An 18977-nucleotide genomic window follows, 5' to 3' on the forward strand; every position below is an offset into this window, starting at 1 on the left:
GTCCCCTCAAGTCCGTTAAAGCCCCTTCAAGTCCGCTCACGTCCCAACAGGGTTTGACAACGCGTCAACATTGGTTCGAGGCAGCTGGGGGATTGGTTCGGCTACGCTTCACTGCTTCTGCGTCGCAGCTCCGACAACGAAACAAATAATAGCCCTGCAACAATCAAAGCCAAGTCAAACCAGCCCAGAACCAATCCCAAGTCATTCTCGAAGAACCACCGAAGGATTGCCAACGAAGTGCCGAACACAGACCAGAAAGACAATATCCTAATCCTGCTATCCCCTTCCTTGATGAGAAAAATATAGCCTGAGATAGCCATTATATTAAAATAAAACACAATTTTATTATTTTTACAGCTAACTGTAGCAAAGTGTATGTCAATACCGTATAATAGACAACACAAGCGCAATGTGTTTTACACAAAAAATAGATTTTAATATTACACGGTTATGAAAAACTATAGATTATTTAATTTTATTGCCGTCGCTTTAGCGATATTCTTACTATCCAGTTGCCTGAAAGATAAGGATGATCAACGGGTTCCAGTGGCTCTCTTTACCATGGTCAATGGCTACAGTGACGCTAATGCGGTCATTTATTACGCCGACGGGGGGCCGTTACAAAATCCCAATTATCCTATGGAATTTAAAAGCTATAGGCCAATAGTTGGCTTATTCACTGGAGCCAGAAAAATAGCGATTTCTGCGGAATATAACAATATCCTTGTTGACACAACTGTTACAATCAAAGACAGCACCATATACACCTCATTTGTTTACGGCACAAAAGAGAAGCCTGTCCAGATAATTACAACAGATAAAATCAACAAAGAAATCAAAAACACGGAATCCGGTTTACGTTTCTTTAATCTTGCGGAGGGAACAGATCAGGTAACCCTGCAAGTTGGCAGTGAGACTTCACCAACAGAATGGACCAACCGTGCGAAAGAAACCCAAAATTCAGCAACTGCTCATCAAGGTTTTATCGCTCAAAAAAGTGGTACCTTTACTGTCATTGCCAAAGATAAAGCCGGAAAAACAATTGCAACGCGCAAAGATATCAAGCTGGTAGAAAATTACTATTATTCATTGATATTGATCGGTAAGGCAAATGACGAGAAAAAGCCTCTGTACCTAGGCTTGGTAGCTCAAGCTGCAAATTAAAAATACCCCGTTTTCTATATACTGAAAAAGACCATCGTATTTCTATGATGGTCTTTCTTTATTTTATACAACATGTAAATCGATGATAGGGAAGTTTTTCCAAAAAAAATATTACGGCTTTTCTTGGGGAGTAACTTTAGATACGACGTATATATCTTCATTCTCCTTTTTCATTTTATATTTCTCCCGAGCAATACGCTGCACCTCTTGTGGATTGGATCGGATATCGTTAATCGTTTTTATAATAGTTGCATTCTCTTTCAGGTAAAAGGAGCGTTCGGCTTCCAAATTAGCCTTTTGTTTTTGATAGCTGTATTGCGTAGCAAAATCATTTCTATCAAAAAATAACATCCAAACCAAAAACGCCAAAGTGGCTAATAAATACTTATTTCTTACTAAAGACCATAATCGTTGCATAGGACAAAAATACTATTTAGCTTTCAGACTCCCGATATTTTCTTCTAAAGTTAAACATCTTTAATTAAAGATATGGAATAATGCCCTTAAATTCATCATATCTTTAGAATAATATTATCTTTAACACGTCAAAACAACATGCTATTAAATCGTCCGAATGGAAGGCACAAATACACGTAAAAAATAGACTATATCTTCCATATGGGCATTAAATAACAAACCGAGTGCAATGGGTTCATTTTACAAATGAAAAAAAGCACCAATACATAATCACTTTTCTATGAAATACTATCTTATTGCAGGTGAAACATCAGGCGACCTACATGGTGCCAATCTGATCAAAGCGCTTAAAAATGAAGATCCTGATGCGACCTTCAACATTGTAGGTGGAGACTTAATGCAGAAAGCGGCTGGAGAAAAAGCATTGATACATACCTCGGCAATGGCTTTTATGGGTTTTGTTGAAGTTTTGAAAAATCTGGGTAAGATATCCAAAAATTTGAAAGCGGTTAAAAGTGATCTTCTGAAAGAAAAGCCCGACACAGTTATACTCATCGATTTTCCGGGCTTCAATCTGAAAATTGCTGAATTTGCAAAAAAACATGGGATCAAAACATGTTACTATATTTCACCAAAAGTATGGGCATGGAATCAGGGCCGCGTCAAAAATATCAAAAAAATTGTTGATCACATGTTCTGTATTTTACCTTTTGAAGTAGATTTCTATAAAAAATGGCGTATGCCAGTCGATTACGTAGGGAATCCTTTATTAGATGCGATTTCAACCTATCCTTTTAATCCAAGGTTCAGGGAACAAAATGGCTTTACAGACAAACCGCTTATTGCCTTATTACCGGGCAGCCGGGAGATGGAGATCACCAAACTTCTGCCTATCATGGCCGAACTCCCCTATTTTTTTCCTGTCCATCAGTTTGTCATCGCCGGTGCTCCAAATTTTGACGAATCTTATTACAAGCAATTTTTGAAGGGTATTGATATTCCGGTTGTTTTCAATCAAACTTATGATATCCTCAATAATGCGGAAGCGGCCGTAGTCACTAGCGGCACGGCAACCCTGGAAACAGGTATATTGAAAGTCCCACAGGTTGTGGTTTACAAAGCTAATCCGATATCTGTCTGGATAGCAAAGCTTGTGGTAAAAGTAAAATTCATCTCCCTGGTCAATCTGATCAATAATTTCCTGTCCGTACGTGAGCTTATCCAGGATGATTGTACAGCTTATGATATCTCCTATGAAGTAGGCGAACTCATAAACAACAAAGCGCATCGGGCGAGTGTAATGGAGAATTACGATATCTTGGCCGAGAAACTCGGCTCACCCGGCGCCTCGGAAAAAACAGCTAAATTAATTGTAAAATATCTAGGTAAAAATTAAACTCTTTGGGCTTTCAATTGTCAAACTATTAATTAGTTACATATAATTAAAGCTTTATGAAATCGAAACTTATTTTAGGCTTTCTTTTTTGCTTCGCATTTACCCTTATCGGTAAAGCGCAGGAAACACAGCATTTTTCCAAACTTGAAATTGGGAAAAAAGCCAAGAAAAATATTGACAGCAAAGATTCCACGGCCGTTATTCATATTGACACATTAATTATGAAGGATAACGCTACCCTTTCCTTTTATGGAAAGAAAGATGTTAAAATCACCATAGGATATGCGGAAATCGGCAACAAAGCTACTTTCTATGGTACAGACGGGAAGAATAATGGCGCCAACTTTGATATCAATGCCAATTTTCAAAAATTAGGCTCATTGTATATTATTGCGAAAGGTGATGATGCTTTTAATGGCACAAAAACATTTCCCAATGGAAATGGCGGAAAAGTCAAGGTTACCTTGGCCACGGGTAGTATAAAACCTCAGGCAACAGACAAGAAATCACCAAATTACATCTATGCAGATGTCGTAGCTGGAGGCAGGGCTGTCAATGCAAACACAGACTTAAGAAACATTTATGACCGGATCAAAACTGCGCCTACTGGTCTCAGGGGATTGCCACAGGGGCAGATCTACTCTGGTAGTGCAGGCACGGAAGGTTCCTTTGAACTGATTTCGACTCAATAAGACGTGCGAAACGGCCTATAAAAAAATGGCGTCAATCATAAGATTGACGCCATTTTTTTTGCTATTTATTTTTCGGTAACCTTCAATGACAACCTCTCTTCTTGAGTTCATATGCGAGCACCAATCTTGTCATGCGATCATATCTTGCAATGCCCTCTTTTTGGTTGTTATGTGTTAAGTATTGGTTGTAAAACAGCCCCATCAGGTTGTTAATCCAGCCCGTATAATTGCTCCAAAATAGGCGTTCCGCCGCCACATCAGCCAGCACCGCTTTACTCAATTTGTTTTGATAGACTTTAGAAAGCTCCGGGTACATGCCCCGCAATTCCCCGAGCATATAAAGGCTTGTCTGCAAATACGCTGAATAACGATAAAAGGCCTGTGGATGATGCTGCAAGCGAACAAAAGCGATAAAATTAGCTTCATCCTCAAAACCTACCCCCTGTTGGTGGGAGAGCTCATGCACATAGGTAAACGGAAAAGATAAGGCTGGCATGGCATAGTTGACCTGCGCTTCATGTGTGAACGGATTAAAATAACCCGAAACACCAAAATAAGAAACGATCCTGCTATTTAAGGGGGATTTGGCATTTATCTGACTGCCAGACAAAAAAGAAGAAAATGTTGTATCTTTTTTCACCCAGCCAGCCAAATCTTCCCGCATATGATCCTTCTTTTGGCCCCACTCAGCAGGATCCACCTGTTTCCGTAAGGCATTTGTACTATCCAAGTATTCGTCAAGCACCATGAGGTAATCTGCAAGCCGCAAACTATCGACCTTCAACTGAGTATTTATACTAATCGGCTTCCGGTAATAATTTAATCCCCAAGAGATGTAAAAGAAAACATAGAGTCCAAACAACAAGTTTAGCACAAATAAAAATGCTCGGCCGGCATCAGCCCATTTTCTACGCCATACCCTCCGGATGAGATTAGCCAGCCAATAAAACAAAAAAATAAGCGCGAAAGCGTAAAAGATATCTCCCACACTAAAAGGAATATAGCCAAAAATATACTTCGGAATATACCCGTAAAACCGATAAAATCCCTGCGCATAAAACGCTTCTATCCATGAACTATTGCTTTCGATCAGCGATAGGAAGAATATCAGCCCGATGAATAATACCAAAGTAAGAACGGGTATTTTGTTACGCTTTACCATAAATCATCAACTTTCGTTTTCGAAATAGACCTTATAATAGTTCATCCCTTTATCTTCATCAAATCCTTTTTCAAGATATTCCCGTTTTCCATGCACGTAGATATGAAAGTTCTTATCCAATTTTAGCACGGATTTGTAAGAAGATTCCATCTTTTTAACCGCTTTGTCTGCGATTTCAAAACTTGACTGGAAGGGTGAATCAAACTCATCTTCAAAACCCGCTTTATAATCCTGGAACAGGGCTATAGCCTGGGGATTACCCAATACCTCCTCCTCAAATTCCTCCTGAACAAAAGTTTCCTTTTCCTTAAAGTAGTTCATTGACTTGTTCATCAGATCGATCTTATCGGCTTTCTCAAGTTCAAATGTTTCATCGAGTTTCTCCTGAACAAAATTCTTATAGACCTTCAGGTAATTTCCGGTCTGATTAAAATTGTCGTTGCGCACGCGCAGCTTCAGAAACTCATCTTTCCAGTACACAGCTTCCTGCTGTCTATTGGTTTGATCCAATACAAGAACCTTATAACCTTCCTCTTCCTCCACATTGATAATGATGCAGCCTTTGTCCAACTTATTAATATTAATCGCTTCCTGTTCATATTCTAAGGTAAACGCTCCTTGTTCAGGATATACTTTTAGGTAAGTCTCTTTGTTTTCCGATTTAAATATGCCGATCGCGTCGTGTTCCTCACCTTCAATCTGCACATTTTTTAGTGCCACCACATACACTTCTCCGGCTTTAATCTTCGGATGGCTGGACACTTCATAAAGATGTTTTGAAATCTGTTGGGAGAAGTCATGAAAGGGCAGCTGTTCTTTAAAGTACTGACGCACGAAATAAAACACCTCATTCAGATCCAGTTCCTCATTGGGATGATAAAGACGATATACTTCATTCACTTTAGCAAAGGGACTCATAAAATACTGCATCAAAAGTCCGGGCAATACTTCGTCGCCGTCAAGGGATACCGGCTCGTCTGACAGGATATAAAATTCGTCCTGTGCTTTGTTTCCCACACGGTGTATGGATAATGCTTCAAAAGTTGCGTCTTGATGAAAAAACATAATCTTATATTATAAATGATATAAATCTATTGCTATTTTAAATGTTTGGCAATGTGCATTGACAATATCTTTGATCTGGGGCGAATATCCGCCACCCATACTTACCTGAACAGGGATATGCAACTGATGACATAAGCCCAGTACGAGTTCATCCCTTCGTGCGCAGGTCGCTGGACTTAAATTCAATTTGCCCAGTTTATCTGTTTCTAAGATATCCACACCTGCCTGATAAAAAACAAAATCAGGCTGGACACCCCGAAATAAATCCAACAGATTCTCTTCTACTATTTTCAGATACTCCTGATCCGTAATATGTTCCGCAAGACCGATATCCAGATGGGAACGTTGTTTGATAAAGGGATAATTTTTCTCGCCATGCACCGAGAAGGTAAACACCTGTTGGTGCCCTTCAAAGATGTGTGCCGTTCCGTTTCCCTGATGGACATCCAGATCAACAATAAGGATTCGATCCGCCTGCTTATGGTGCAATAAATAACCTGCAGCAGTAGCTTGGTCGTTCAGCAGACAAAAACCTTCGCCAAAATCATAACCCGCGTGGTGCGTTCCACCTGCAATTGTAAAAGCCACTCCATATTTTAGGGCATAACAGGCAGCCTGAACAGTTCCATCCAAAATATAGCGTTCACGGTTTACCAAGCGCTTACTTAAGGGAAATCCGATCCTGCGCACTATTTTTGGATCCAGGGTCAAATCAAATAGTTTTGCCACATAAGCCGGATCATGTACCAGACAACAGGTCTCAAAACTTGCCAGCTCAGGTCTAAAAAAATTAGTTTCATTGACCAATCCTTCATGCTTTAATTGCAGCGGTATCAACTCGTACTTTAACATCGGAAAACGATGTCCTTCTTTGACCGGATGGATAAATTCGGGATGAAAAGCTATCTTGAGCACTTTAAATCTTATTTTATTGATGCGAAGATAAGAAAAACTAAAGCAATCCCATTTTCTCCAACAATATCAATCGGATATTTTGGAGTTGTATGGGAAAAAGGGCATCTTTGGATAAGAACAAATCCTCAAGTTGATGTCGGGCGCCGTTTGACATTAAACTTATATTCGATCATAAATAGATACATTAAAAATAACATGGAAACGACTAATCTGCCTCAATTGTCTGCAATGGAACAGCGTGTCCTAGGCTCCCTGATTGAAAAGTCAAAGGTGACCCCTGAATATTATCCCATGACGATCAATAGCTTACAGGCGGCATGCAATCAAAAAACTTCACGCAAGCCTGTGGTTCAATACAGCGAAGAAGACATCGTCAATACACTGGACATCCTAAAAAAGAGAGGCTTGATTTCAACCGTCATCGGTGGTGGATCCAGAGTAACCAAGTATAAACACAATTTTGCCATACAATTTCCGCTTGTACCATCCGAATTGGCTATTATTTGCCTATTGCTGCTGCGCGGCCCGCTCACGGCGGGTGAAATTAATTCAAGCGCCGGCAGGCTCTACGAATTCGAATCATTGAGTGAAATTACTGAACAATTGGAAAAGTTGTCGCAAGAAGGCTATCTGAAATCCCTTCCAAAACAAGCCGGTCATAAAGAGGTGCGTTATATTCACCTACTTGGCGAGGTAAATCTGGAAGCTTTTGAACATGCAGGCAGTTCACATACCGCTGTCGCAGATCAGGCGCTTTTGGAACGTGTTGGACAACTCGAACAGGAAGTCGCTGCGTTGAAGCAGAAATTTCAAGAATTGTGGGACGAATTACATTAACCGATGATTCCTAGTACTGATTCCAAAACAGAATTATCCCAAGCAACCTTATGGCTGATGACCATTGCCACTGGCCTGGTTGTTGCCAACAATTATTACAATCAGCCATTATTGGGACTGATTGCAAAGGATCTGGATGTTGATGAAGCCACTGTAAGTAATTCGGCCATGCTGACACAAATCGGCTATGCCTGCGGCCTATTGTTGATTGTCCCGTTGGGGGATATGTTCAAAAGAAAGAAAATGATCTTGATTGATTTTATCTTTATTATTCTTTCTTTGGCCGGAATGGCCCTCTCCCATTCTATCGTTTCTATCCTAATCTTCAGCTTTTTGATCGGTTTCACATCGGTGATACCACAAGTTTTTGTACCTATGGCGGCAGAGCTCGCCTCCAAAGAAAAACAGGGAGCTGCGATAGGCATGGTGATGTCCGGACTATTGATCGGCATCTTATTATCGCGTGTGGTGAGTGGTTTTGTCGGCTCTTACTTCGGGTGGCGCGAAATGTACTGGATCGCTACGGTGGTCATGGTGGTCACGGGATTGGCTATAGCCATTAAACTACCTGAGGTAGCTCCGAACTTTAAGGGTACCTATAAAGAATTGATGCTTTCCGTATGGAACTTTGCCAGAAAACAACCGGTACTACAACTTGCCGCATTTCGCGGAGCCATGGGATTTGGTGCATTTTCAGCCTTCTTTACGACGTTGGTTTTCCACATTGAAGGTCCCCCATTTTTTGACGGACCGGCTACCGCCGGAGCCTTTGGTCTTGTTGGCGCCTGCGGCGCCCTTGCAGCAGCTTTTGTTAATCGGGCGACCGTATACATAGGTGCCGCTAAAATTATCCTGTATGCCATCTTATTAATGGTATTTAGCTGGCTGCTCTTTGCGTTATTCGGAAATTACTATTGGGGACTAATCATTGGGGTTATTCTCATTGATCTTGGACTACAGTCCATGCATATCTTAAACCAGAGTGATTTTTACGCACTAAACCTTGGCGCCAACAACCGCCTGAACACTGTATATATGGTCAGCTATTTTATTGGCGGTTCAACAGGCACCTTTTTTGCGGCACAGGCATGGCAGCACTTCCAATGGCCCGGTGTAATAGCGGTCGGAACCCTGTATACGCTATTGGCATTGCTCGCACATGTATTATTTGATCATAAATTAAGAAAAAAACCGATATGAAATTTGGCCAAGTAGATTATCCCGAAGAGGTAGATTTCACCCTACCAGCTACTCCAAAAGAGACCTTAGCCCTTTTACAGCATTTCAAAAACGACGAACCCTTTGAAGTGTATGTTGGCTGCGCAAAATGGAACAAACAAGATTTAAAAGGCTTTTATCCGAGGGGGACGAAAGACGAACTCGTCTACTATGGAAATCAGTTTAACAGTATCGAGCTGAATGCCACATTCTACAACTCACCCAGCCGAGAGCAAGTAGAAACCTGGAAACAGAAAACACCGGCAGACTTTAAGTTTTTCCCAAAAGTTCCACAGTCCATCAGTCATTTCAGCCGATTGCTCAATACGACGGATAAAGTAAAACTATTTACGGATGCCATTGTTCGATTTGACGAAAAGTTAGGCATGGTATTTCTGCAGATGCATGACAACTATAATCCAAAAGACATGGCCCGTTTAAAACTATTCTTACACGACTGGCCGAAGGATGTCCCATTGGCATTGGAAGTCCGAAATAAAGACTGGTTTTCAAAAACTGAAGTAACGAAAGAACTCTATACGCTATTGGAGGAGACCGGAGTGACCAATGTATTGGTAGATACAGCCGGAAGGAGAGACATGTTGCATATGCGCCTCACTAGCCCATTCGCATTTGTAAGGTATGTAGGCGCCAATCATCCCTCCGATTACGAACGCTTGGACAATTGGATCGAAGTACTAAAACTCTGGCGGGATAATGGACTACAGAAACTGTACTTTTTCATCCATCAGAATGTCGAAATTGAATCGCCGTTGCTTGCAACCCATTTTATCAAAAAAATCAATGAAACATTTGATCTCAATCTCAAATACCCCAATAAAGCAACAGGCAATACCTTATTTTGATTTATATCTATGACAAAAATATTTGTAGCATTTTCATTTATCCTACTCGTCTTCTTATCATGTAGTACCCAGCGAGCTATATTGGAAACCGACTCAAATATAAAAAAAATACAGTTGGGTATGAGCAAACAAGAGGTGATCAATACCATGGGAAAGCAATATAGAGTCGCCGGCGCAGACCGCCTGAATGACAACTCGATCATGGAATTGATAACTTATGAAAATGCATATAATGAAGAATATCAGCTGTGGTTCAAAAATGAGGTACTCATGAAATGGAACAGAATATATAAATACAATCATAGTCATGATCGAAGTAGAAAGGATACAATCCATTAAATTGTAATTCCTATTCCCCTTTTTAGGATAAAATTATATTAAAAAAAAGGCCCAATCTATAGATTAGGCCTTTTTTTAGGATGATAGGGTAAACCTATTTCTTTGCATATTTAAAGTTTTTGCCGATGAAGCGAGCATTACCGCCCAATTCTTCTTCGATACGCAACAACTGATTGTATTTAGCCATACGGTCAGAACGAGAGGCCGAACCTGTTTTGATTTGACCACAGTTCAACGCCACTGCCAAGTCAGCGATCGTTGCATCTTCGGTTTCACCTGAGCGGTGAGACATTACTGAAGTGTAACCAGAATTTTGCGCTAAAGTCACCGCGTTGATCGTTTCAGTCAATGAACCGATTTGGTTTACTTTTACCAAAATAGAATTTGCAGTATGGGTATCGATACCTTGTTGTAGACGTTTTGTATTTGTTACGAAAAGATCATCACCTACCAATTGAACGTGATCACCAATTTTGTCCGTCAATGTTTTCCAGCCAGCCCAGTCATCTTCAGCCATACCATCCTCGATAGAGATAATTGGGTATTTTGTTGTCAGTTCTGCTAAATAGCTTGCTTGTTCTTCGCTAGAACGTACCGCTCCTTTATCGCCTTCAAATTTAGCATAATCATATTTACCATCTTTGTAGAATTCAGAAGAAGCACAATCCAGTGCTAAACAGATGTCTTGACCAGGTTTGTAACCTGCGATTTCAATCGCTTTCAATACTGTCTCGATTGCATCTTCTGTTCCTTCAAACGTCGGCGCAAATCCACCTTCGTCGCCTACCGCAGTAGAAAGACCTCTATCGTGTAAGATTTTTTTCAAGGTGTGGAATACTTCTGTTCCCCAACGCAATGCTTCAGAGAAAGAAGGTGCACCCACTGGCATGATCATAAATTCCTGGAATGCGATCGGCGCATCGGAGTGAGATCCACCATTGATGATGTTCATCATCGGAATAGGCAATGTATTTGCGTTAACACCGCCAATATAACGGTATAAAGGTTGACGCGACTCTTGGGCAGCGGCTTTTGCTACTGCCAAAGAAACACCAAGAATGGCATTTGCACCCAAATTACCTTTATTTTCACTACCGTCTAAATCAATCATGATTTTATCGATGGCATTTTGCTCGAAAACATCTACGCCTTCCAAAGCTTTCGCAATTTTGGTATTTACATTTTCAACAGCTTTCAAGACACCTTTACCCAAGTATTTTGACTTGTCGCCATCACGCAATTCTACTGCTTCGTGAACACCTGTTGAAGCACCTGAAGGAACAGCTGCACGACCAACAAAACCATTTTGTGTAGTAACATCTACTTCAATTGTAGGGTTACCGCGCGAATCCAAAATTTGACGCGCATGAACATCGATAATTAAACTCATCTCTTTATTAGACTATAATTTATTTTCATTACTTAGTGTAAATAAGACACACTCTTATCTACAGACATTTTTCACAACCAAATATAACAAAAAATGTATTTAATCTGTCATTTATTGTGAATAAAATATGACCAATCTGAATAATTGGCCCAGTAAACACCACAAAAAACCCTCCACAATGGGAGGGCTTTTGTGCTATTATCTTTGTTTAGTTTTTGATCATCGCTACGAAATCATCAAACAGGTAACGTGAATCGTGTGGACCTGGAGATGATTCGGGGTGATACTGAACCGAGAATGCTTTTTGTCCTTTAATACGGATACCTTCGATCGATTGGTCGTTCAGATTGACGTGGGTAATCTCCACATTTTCCGAATTTTCGATATCTTCAGCAACAACACCAAAACCATGGTTTTGGGAAGTAATTTCACAACGATTAGCGATAATATTTTTGACCGGGTGGTTGATTCCGCGGTGTCCGTTATGCAATTTACTGGTACGGATACCATTGGCTAAAGCTAAGATCTGGTGTCCCAAACAGATACCAAACATTGGCTTCTGTGCATTCAAAATAGATTTTACAGTTTCGATGGCGTAATCCATTGGAGCAGGATCACCAGGACCATTTGAAATAAAGTAACCGTCGGGGTTCCATTTTTCCATTTCTTCAAATGTTGTCTTAGCCGGGAAAACCTTTGTATAAACGTCACGTGCCTCAAAATTGCGTAGGATATTTTTCTTGATACCCAAATCCAATACTGCAACACGTAAAGACGCATTCTCATTTCCAAAAAAATAAGGTTCGGCAGTAGTTACCTTAGAAGATAGCTCAAGTCCATCCATTGAAGGAACTTTTGCTAATTGGCTTTTTAATTCTTCCACGTCAAGTGTTTCGGAAGAAATAATTGCATTCATCGCTCCTTTATCACGGATATGTCTTACCAATGAACGTGTATCCACATCGGAAATACCCACCAAATTTCCTTCTTCAAAATAGCTTTGAATAGATTCATCGGCCATTTTACGGCTATAGTTGATGTTGTAGTTTTTACAAACTAGTCCCGCAATCTGAATTTGATTTGATTCGGTATCATCCTCATCAATACCATAGTTACCAATATGGGCATTGGTTGTTACCATGATTTGTCCAAAATAAGATGGATCTGTAAAAATCTCTTGATAACCGGTTGTTCCTGTATTAAAACAGATTTCACCAGTAGTCGTACCAATTTTACCAGCGGCTTTACCGTGATAAACTGTACCATCTTCTAAAACTAAAATTGCAGGCAATTTGCTGTAGTTGGTCATTATCGATGTAATATTATAAAATGTGTATCTCTTCTGTTCTGAATTTTAAAACCGTTCCTATTGGATATAAAAAAAGCCCTCAAATGGGCTAAAATATTAATTAACAATGCAATACTACGATTGACAAACCGTTTCCTAAGGCACCTACCAATAAAGACTCTACTTTAATTTTCACGGGAGACAAAGTTACGATATATCAATTAAAAGTGAAAAACATTTTTCAATTATTTTAGCCCATACGCGACACTTGACGTTTAAATCGCCGAAAGTCTTTCAAAATCAAAAAGATAAATGCCGGTATAAGAACAAAAATCATCGGATTTGAGGACCAGGCATCCCCCCATTTCAAGTGTAACAGCGCAATAAGAGCAGTTGTGAGCCCGCAGCCCGGACATTCATAACCCGAAATTAGCTTCCAGAGACAAGGAATAAGGATATGAATGTCCGACACCATATAGAGTGCTATAGCGACACTAAAATACCCTATTGCAATGGAATAAATCCAATGCAAGCGGAGATATTTCAGCACGAGATAAATCATTAATTATTGTTTATCGGGCTTTTAATGTATTGACCATCATTATCTTTGTATTTCCCAACAATGATCATGATCAGGTCAATCAGCGACCAAATTCCACAGCCCCCTAAGGTAACCAATTGGATCACTGCCGTTCCGATCTGCCCCAGATAGAAACGATGCGCCCCGAACGGGCCTAGAAAAAAACAAAACAACAAAGCGGGCAACCAACGATCATCCTGCAGGCTACGATTCTGTTGCTGAAAGGGTTGATTCGCATAGAATATAGGTTGTCTCACCCCACAAAAAGGACAAACCTCTGCCTTGACATTAATTGCCTGGCCACATTCTACGCAATATTTTTCATCTTCTGCTTTCATTTAGATTTAGTTTGGCGATGGAACTAAAAACCAGTATCCATCAGGGATTAAATAATAGGTTGAAATTAATAAAAAAACTTAAAAAACATATATTTTTTGAATTACATGGATACGCGCTAGTTCATCTCCAGCCCCAAAATATCCAACGCGTTTGTTACCTGCGGCTAATGGAGAATGATCTATGACCGCACAACTGCGATCTTTTGTTACATTAAGTGCAGCTTCTTCCTTTTTCCTTTAATTTTTTTGCAGCAAGTCAGAAATAACGCTTGACCAAATTTAGATTTTCGACATTACTTCTTCAGTGATTGTTCAGTGATCACTCAGTGCAGACTGAATAAACAATGAATGATTACTGAATAAAAATTGATTTAAAATTGTGATAATGGATAAGTTGGTAGTTGGATGTATCCGTTTTAATGTTTATCTTAATTCGTCATAATCAGCCAATTGGAGAAATCATCAAAAATGGAATTATACCAAAAGTTTGGGGGCAGTAATTTTTTAGACATAAAATTTCATCTACTTGATCCCATTTTTTTTACCGCAAATAATATAAACAGGAAAGGCGCTTCATGTTATGAAGCGCCTTTCCTGTTTATATTATTCAACTATTACGAGTTAATTGCTTTCCAGATCATATCTTTCAATGGCAAAATATTCTTACCGGAAACAGACGAAATGAAAATATGGGGAAGTCCTCCAGGAAGTTCCTTTTCCATTTCCCTTTCAAGCTCATCATCAAGCATATCCGATTTTGTGATTGCCAACAACTTGGGTTTATCCGCCAATTCGGGATTATAAGCTGTCAGCTCATTCAACAAAATACCATACTCCTCGGCTATTGTCCGATCGGTATCAGCTGGCACCATGAATAATAACACTGAATTCCGCTCGATATGTCTTAAGAAGCGGTAACCGAGCCCCCTGCCTTCCGAAGCCCCCTCAATGATCCCCGGAATATCCGCCATCACAAACGAGCGGTTATCGCGGTAACTCACCATACCTAGATTGGGTACCAACGTGGTAAATGGATAATTGGCAATTTCAGGTTTTGCGGCCGAAACGACAGACAATAAGGTTGATTTACCAGCATTTGGAAAACCTACCAAACCGACATCTGCCAGTACCTTCAGTTCGAGAATCATCCATTGCTCTTTGCCTGGCATTCCGGGTTGCGCAAATCGGGGTGTCTGTTGTGTAGGTGACTTAAAATGCCAGTTACCTAAACCACCCTTTCCTCCCGAAACCAAGATCTTCGTCTCCCCATCTTCGGTAATGTCAAACAACACCTCTCCGGTCTCCGCATCCTTGGCGATAGTACCCAACGGTACTTCTAATATTTCATCCCTGCCGGTAGCACCAGTCCGTAGAGAACTGCCCCCGGACTCACCATTAGAGGCGATGATGTGTTTGCGGTACTTCAGATGGAGCAATGTCCAAATATTCGTCGTTCCCTTTAGGATGATATGTCCTCCACGGCCACCGTCACCACCATCCGGACCACCTGTAGCAGTATGCTTGTCACGGTGCAAATGAGCCGAACCTGCCCCCCCATGTCCCGAACGACAACACACTTTCACATAATCAACAAAATTCGATCCTTGCGCCATTACAATGTATTACAGTCTAAAAAAGTATTTATTTCAATTAATAATTATCGATAATATCCGTTAGGCTTTTGAAGATTGTGTCAATCTCTCCAATACCATCCACTTTGGATAATTTACCTTGCGCTTCATAATAAGGCAACACATGAATAGTTTTTGTAAAATACTCATCAATACGTTTCACCAATTTATCAGCATCGTCATCCGAACGGCCAGAAATCTCTTTGCGTTTAGCGATGCGCGCTTTCAATTCGTCTTCATTTACATCCAGTGCGATTACGACGGAGATTGAGGTGTTGATACCTTCCAAAAAAGCATCCAATGCCTCTGCTTGAGCAACAGTACGTGGGAATCCGTCAAAGATAAATCCCTTTGCATCAGGATTTTTTTTCACTTCTTCTTCCAGCATTGCTATCGTAATCGAATCTGGCACTAAATTTCCCTCAGCAATAATCTGGCTTACTTGTTGACCAAGTGGCGTTTGACCTTTAATATGTGCTCTAAAAATATCACCAGTTGAAATATGTATCAATTGATATTTTTCAATAAGCTTTGCAGATTGAGTTCCCTTACCTGCACCCGGAGGGCCAAATATTACAAGGTTTAGCATAGTTTTATTTAAGAAATTAAAACGAGTTAAAAAATAAAAGCCTAATCACAGATGATGACTAGGCTTTTCAGTCGTGCGCTCCAAGGGAGTCGAACCCCTAACCTTCTGATCCGTAGTCAGATGCTCTATCCAATTGAGCTAGGAGCGCAGTAAACCATTACGTTTAGAACTCTGTCCCATTTGTTTTGGTGACGCAAATATAGTCAGAATTCATTTTTTTACAAACTTTTTTTTAAAAAGAAGTTTCCATATCCCCCACAATCACCACGAACACCACCTTCTTTTAGTAAAAAAGCCAATCCTTAAGATTGGCTTTTGTGCACTCCAAGGGAGTCGAACCCCTAACCTTCTGATCCGTAGTCAGACGCTCTATCCAATTGAGCTAGGAATGCCTATATATATATACAGAACCTGTATATTGTGCGCGCCAAGGGAGTCGAACCCCTAACCTTCTGATCCGTAGTCAGATGCTCTATCCAATTGAGCTAGGAGCGCTAAGCAACCAAAACAAATCTGTATTCTTTTCCGTTTTGGTGATGCAAATATCGACATATTTATGGATTTAACAAACATTTTTTCTCTTTTTTTAACTTTATGAAACAACATTTCGTTTATCTCGTTGATAATATTATATTTAAAATATCAACTTTTTTTTTCAGACACTGACAAATGTTATTATTCATGAGCAAAAGAGAATTAAAACTCAGCAAAATCCGCATTGGTGACATCAGCATCTCGTATTATATCCGTCCCAGCAAATCATACCCTACTCCTAAAACCGTCCTATTTATTCATGGGTTCCCTTTCAATAAGAACACCTGGAAACAACAATTGCTGGATCTTGACGAAGCATACACAGGGATTGCCATTGACGTCAGAGGACATGGTCTCAGTACAAATGGACATGGTTTCTTTTCTGTTGATGTGTTTGCCAAAGATCTTGTTGAATTTATACGCAAGCTGGACCTCAATCATGTTGTGCTCTGCGGTATCTCAATGGGCGGCTATATCGCCCTGCGCACCTATGAGCTGATCGGCCAACAGTTAGCAGGATTGATTTTATGTGATACCAATTCCCTTGCGGACGACAACAAAGCCAAGCAAAAACGATTCGATTCAATACAGGCATTACTTAAATATGGGAGACGACCATTTGCCATTGGTTTTACGGAAAATGTATTTTACGAAAAAACTATTCAGGAAAACCCGGAGGCCGTCGAACTCATCAAAAGCTGTATTCGTAGAAATGAGCTTTCCAGTATCTGTGCAACACAACTTGCACTCGCTTCCCGGACAGACACGACACATTCCTTAAAAACGATTATTATCCCGACCCTGGTGATCAAAGGTAAGCATGATAAATTGATGAGTGAGGAGCAGACTAATATTCTCATTGAAAACATCCCAGATGTTAGATTCATGGAATTTGAAGAATCGGGACATTTACCAAATCTCGAAGAACCCGAAAAATTCAACAGGGTACTGAACGATTTTTTAATCAACATTTAGAATACATTCGGACCAAGTGCATATTGCCTTGGTACATAAAAAAAGCCACGCGAGTGGCTTATTTCTTTTTTTCATTAAGATTTCATTCTATAATACGTTAGAACGAAAAATCATCTTTTGAACGACTATCAGCTTCCTCAGCATACGCATCGTCAAAGTTAGGCTCATATCGTTTTTCGATTACTTCCTGATTGGACTTAATGTAATTTACAACATCCGTCAAACCTTCCGCAAACTTCTCAAAATCTTCTTTGTATAAGAAAATCTTATGCTTAATAAACTGGCCATCCTCAAAGCGCTTCTTGCTTTCTGTGATAGTAATGTAGTAATCGTTCGATCGAGTTGCTTTTACATCAAAAAAATAAGTTCGCTTACCTGCTCTCACCTTTTTTGAAAAAACCTCTTCACGCTCTTTGTTTTCAAAATCTCCCATTGGTTGTTATTTAAGTTTAAAGTAATCTTAATCTTTGATAAATATATAATAATTCATTTTAATACACCAAATAATATTAAAAAAAAAGACAATAAACAGCAAAAATGGTATATTCATTCAACCGACATCGGATAAAAATTAAACAACAATATTTTTTACCGACGAAATCAGTACATTTACCGAAAATATAAGTTGTATTACCTAAAGCGAATATGTATAGTTTATTTGTGCCTCTATCTTTGAGTCATAAATAGTAAAAACATTATGGAAAAAGAACCTATCATACCAAACAGCAATAACAGCCGCAATATCGTGGGGGCCATTGTCATCATTGTAGGTATATTCTTATTATTGAATAACCTCAATCTAGGAAATTGGTTTCCGAACTGGTTATTTAGCTGGCCAACGATTTTGATCATCATCGGCCTTGTTATTGGCGTCAACTCCCAATTTCAGAAAAAATCGGCAATCATCTTATTAATTATCGGCGGCGCCAGCCTTATTTCAAGGATGATGCGTACAGACTTTGGTTCCGTAACCGTCCCTATCATCATCATTTCGCTTGGGATTTATTTTATCATGAGTAAACGCAAACCGCCGATGGTCCCACCCACCTACCCCAATCCACCACAGAATCCATACGACTGGGATAAACGGGTGAATATACCGACGGATCATCCCGCTGACACAACAGCCCCAGATGCTGAAGCAAAACCTTTTAACGAACAATACGGATCAAGCCAACAAGCCTCGCCCAACGCGCAGGCTTTTGGCAACAAAGAGAACAGCTCATTTCACCAATCTTTTGAGGACAGTCTTAATCTGAACACGATTTTTGCAGGCCAAAAGAAAGTCATCTATTCCAAACATTTTAGAGGCGGTAATTTGACCAATGTCTTTGGCAGTATTGAACTGGATCTAACAAAAGCTGACATTCAGCAGGCAATCGTCATTGACACTTTCCAATTATTTGGCAGTGCGCGTATTATTATCCCACCGCATTGGACGGTATTTAGCAATGTGGCTTCCATATTAGGGTCTGTCGATGACCGAAGGTTCCAGACGATCTACAACCCGGATACGGATAAAAAAATCTACATTACCGGCACTTGTATTCTGGGTAACTTAACGATAAAAAATGCTTAATC

Annotated in this window: 20 protein-coding genes and 3 tRNA genes; 9 read left to right on the top strand and 14 right to left on the bottom strand. The window is 40.0% G+C overall.

Features of this window, described 5'->3' with window-relative positions:
• Positions 1–450: 450 nt before the first annotated feature.
• Positions 451–1164 carry a DUF4397 domain-containing protein gene (locus HMAT_RS10610; protein WP_104382678.1) on the top strand — a complete coding sequence of 238 codons (714 nt, stop codon included), beginning with the start codon at positions 451–453 and terminating at the stop codon, positions 1162–1164.
• A gap of 111 nt (positions 1165–1275) precedes the next feature.
• On the opposite strand, the gene HMAT_RS10615 is transcribed toward HMAT_RS10610, so the two are convergent.
• Positions 1276–1581 carry a septum formation initiator family protein gene (locus HMAT_RS10615; RefSeq protein WP_104382679.1) on the bottom strand — a complete coding sequence of 102 codons (306 nt, stop codon included), beginning with the start codon at positions 1579–1581 and terminating at the stop codon, positions 1276–1278.
• Between the two features lie 280 nt (positions 1582–1861).
• On the opposite strand from HMAT_RS10615, the gene lpxB reads away from it, so the two are divergent.
• Both lpxB and HMAT_RS10625 read left to right on the top strand, forming a co-directional pair.
• Positions 1862–2977, top strand: coding sequence for a lipid-A-disaccharide synthase (lpxB, locus tag HMAT_RS10620; RefSeq protein WP_104382680.1), 1116 nt, complete (start codon positions 1862–1864; stop codon positions 2975–2977).
• 56 nt (positions 2978–3033) lie between these two features.
• Entirely contained in the window at positions 3034–3669 is a 636-nt protein-coding gene (locus HMAT_RS10625) for a hypothetical protein (RefSeq protein ID WP_104382681.1), read from the top strand.
• An 82-nt stretch (positions 3670–3751) separates the two neighbouring features.
• On the opposite strand, the gene HMAT_RS10630 is transcribed toward HMAT_RS10625, so the two are convergent.
• The 3 genes from HMAT_RS10630 to HMAT_RS10640 are packed head-to-tail and all read right to left on the bottom strand — an operon-like array spanning position 3752 to position 6811.
• Positions 3752–4831: a DUF3810 domain-containing protein gene (locus HMAT_RS10630; protein ID WP_104382682.1), complete on the bottom strand. Its 1080-nt coding sequence runs from the start codon at positions 4829–4831 to the stop codon at positions 3752–3754.
• A 6-nt stretch (positions 4832–4837) separates the two neighbouring features.
• Positions 4838–5896, bottom strand: coding sequence for a nucleoid-associated protein (locus HMAT_RS10635; RefSeq protein ID WP_104382683.1), 1059 nt, complete (start codon positions 5894–5896; stop codon positions 4838–4840).
• Between the two features lie 9 nt (positions 5897–5905).
• Positions 5906–6811, bottom strand: a complete 906-nt coding sequence (locus HMAT_RS10640; protein ID WP_233789186.1) for a histone deacetylase — start codon at positions 6809–6811, stop codon at positions 5906–5908.
• Between the two features lie 195 nt (positions 6812–7006).
• Between HMAT_RS10640 and HMAT_RS10645 the strand changes: the two genes are divergently transcribed.
• The 4 genes from HMAT_RS10645 (at position 7007) to HMAT_RS10660 (ending at position 10071) form a co-directional block, all read left to right on the top strand.
• The gene (locus HMAT_RS10645) at positions 7007–7648 is read left to right on the top strand and encodes a YceH family protein (RefSeq protein ID WP_104383383.1); all 642 of its coding nucleotides are present in this window, start codon (positions 7007–7009) and stop codon (positions 7646–7648) included.
• Between the two features lie 3 nt (positions 7649–7651).
• Positions 7652–8848 (top strand): MFS transporter, encoded by a 1197-nt coding sequence (locus tag HMAT_RS10650; RefSeq protein ID WP_104382685.1) that lies wholly within the window; start codon positions 7652–7654, stop codon positions 8846–8848.
• The gene (locus HMAT_RS10655) at positions 8845–9732 is read left to right on the top strand and encodes a DUF72 domain-containing protein (protein ID WP_104382686.1); all 888 of its coding nucleotides are present in this window, start codon (positions 8845–8847) and stop codon (positions 9730–9732) included. The genes HMAT_RS10650 and HMAT_RS10655 overlap by 4 nt, the downstream gene beginning before the upstream one ends.
• A 120-nt stretch (positions 9733–9852) precedes the next feature.
• A complete protein-coding gene (locus HMAT_RS10660; protein WP_158655768.1) occupies positions 9853–10071 on the top strand; it encodes a hypothetical protein in 219 nt (72 codons plus the stop codon).
• Between the two features lie 94 nt (positions 10072–10165).
• Here HMAT_RS10660 and eno read toward each other — a convergent pair whose 3' ends face one another.
• The 9 genes from eno to HMAT_RS10705 all read right to left on the bottom strand — a co-directional run bounded on the left by eno (position 10166) and on the right by HMAT_RS10705 (position 16382).
• A complete protein-coding gene (gene eno, locus HMAT_RS10665; RefSeq protein WP_104382688.1) occupies positions 10166–11461 on the bottom strand; it encodes a phosphopyruvate hydratase in 1296 nt (431 codons plus the stop codon).
• Between the two features lie 208 nt (positions 11462–11669).
• The gene (gene carA / locus HMAT_RS10670) at positions 11670–12770 is read right to left on the bottom strand and encodes a glutamine-hydrolyzing carbamoyl-phosphate synthase small subunit (protein WP_104382689.1); all 1101 of its coding nucleotides are present in this window, start codon (positions 12768–12770) and stop codon (positions 11670–11672) included.
• A gap of 229 nt (positions 12771–12999) precedes the next feature.
• Positions 13000–13311: a DUF2752 domain-containing protein gene (locus HMAT_RS10675; protein WP_104382690.1), complete on the bottom strand. Its 312-nt coding sequence runs from the start codon at positions 13309–13311 to the stop codon at positions 13000–13002.
• Complete coding sequence (locus HMAT_RS10680; protein WP_104382691.1) at positions 13311–13667, bottom strand: TM2 domain-containing protein; 357 nt, start codon at positions 13665–13667, stop codon at positions 13311–13313. Before HMAT_RS10680 ends, HMAT_RS10675 begins: the two co-directional genes overlap by 1 nt.
• Positions 13668–14281: 614 nt before the next feature.
• Complete coding sequence (obgE, locus tag HMAT_RS10685) at positions 14282–15280, bottom strand: GTPase ObgE (protein WP_104382692.1); 999 nt, start codon at positions 15278–15280, stop codon at positions 14282–14284.
• 37 nt (positions 15281–15317) lie between these two features.
• The gene (locus tag HMAT_RS10690) at positions 15318–15887 is read right to left on the bottom strand and encodes an adenylate kinase (RefSeq protein WP_104382693.1); all 570 of its coding nucleotides are present in this window, start codon (positions 15885–15887) and stop codon (positions 15318–15320) included.
• A gap of 74 nt (positions 15888–15961) precedes the next feature.
• Positions 15962–16035, bottom strand: a tRNA-Arg gene (locus HMAT_RS10695).
• Between the two features lie 170 nt (positions 16036–16205).
• Positions 16206–16279 (bottom strand) — tRNA-Arg (locus HMAT_RS10700).
• A 29-nt stretch (positions 16280–16308) separates the two neighbouring features.
• A tRNA-Arg gene (locus tag HMAT_RS10705) sits at positions 16309–16382 on the bottom strand.
• A 186-nt stretch (positions 16383–16568) separates the two neighbouring features.
• Between HMAT_RS10705 and HMAT_RS10710 the strand changes: the two genes are divergently transcribed.
• Positions 16569–17396 carry an alpha/beta fold hydrolase gene (locus HMAT_RS10710; protein WP_104382694.1) on the top strand — a complete coding sequence of 276 codons (828 nt, stop codon included), beginning with the start codon at positions 16569–16571 and terminating at the stop codon, positions 17394–17396.
• 97 nt (positions 17397–17493) lie between these two features.
• Here HMAT_RS10710 and HMAT_RS10715 read toward each other — a convergent pair whose 3' ends face one another.
• Positions 17494–17829 carry a DUF3276 family protein gene (locus tag HMAT_RS10715; protein WP_104382695.1) on the bottom strand — a complete coding sequence of 112 codons (336 nt, stop codon included), beginning with the start codon at positions 17827–17829 and terminating at the stop codon, positions 17494–17496.
• Positions 17830–18093: 264 nt separating this feature from the next.
• Between HMAT_RS10715 and HMAT_RS10720 the strand changes: the two genes are divergently transcribed.
• Positions 18094–18975, top strand: a complete 882-nt coding sequence (locus HMAT_RS10720) for a LiaI-LiaF-like domain-containing protein (protein ID WP_104382696.1) — start codon at positions 18094–18096, stop codon at positions 18973–18975.
• Positions 18976–18977 lie beyond the last annotated feature (2 nt).

This window comes from Sphingobacterium sp. HMA12 (assembly GCF_002933815.1).
Lineage (GTDB): Bacteria > Bacteroidota > Bacteroidia > Sphingobacteriales > Sphingobacteriaceae > Sphingobacterium.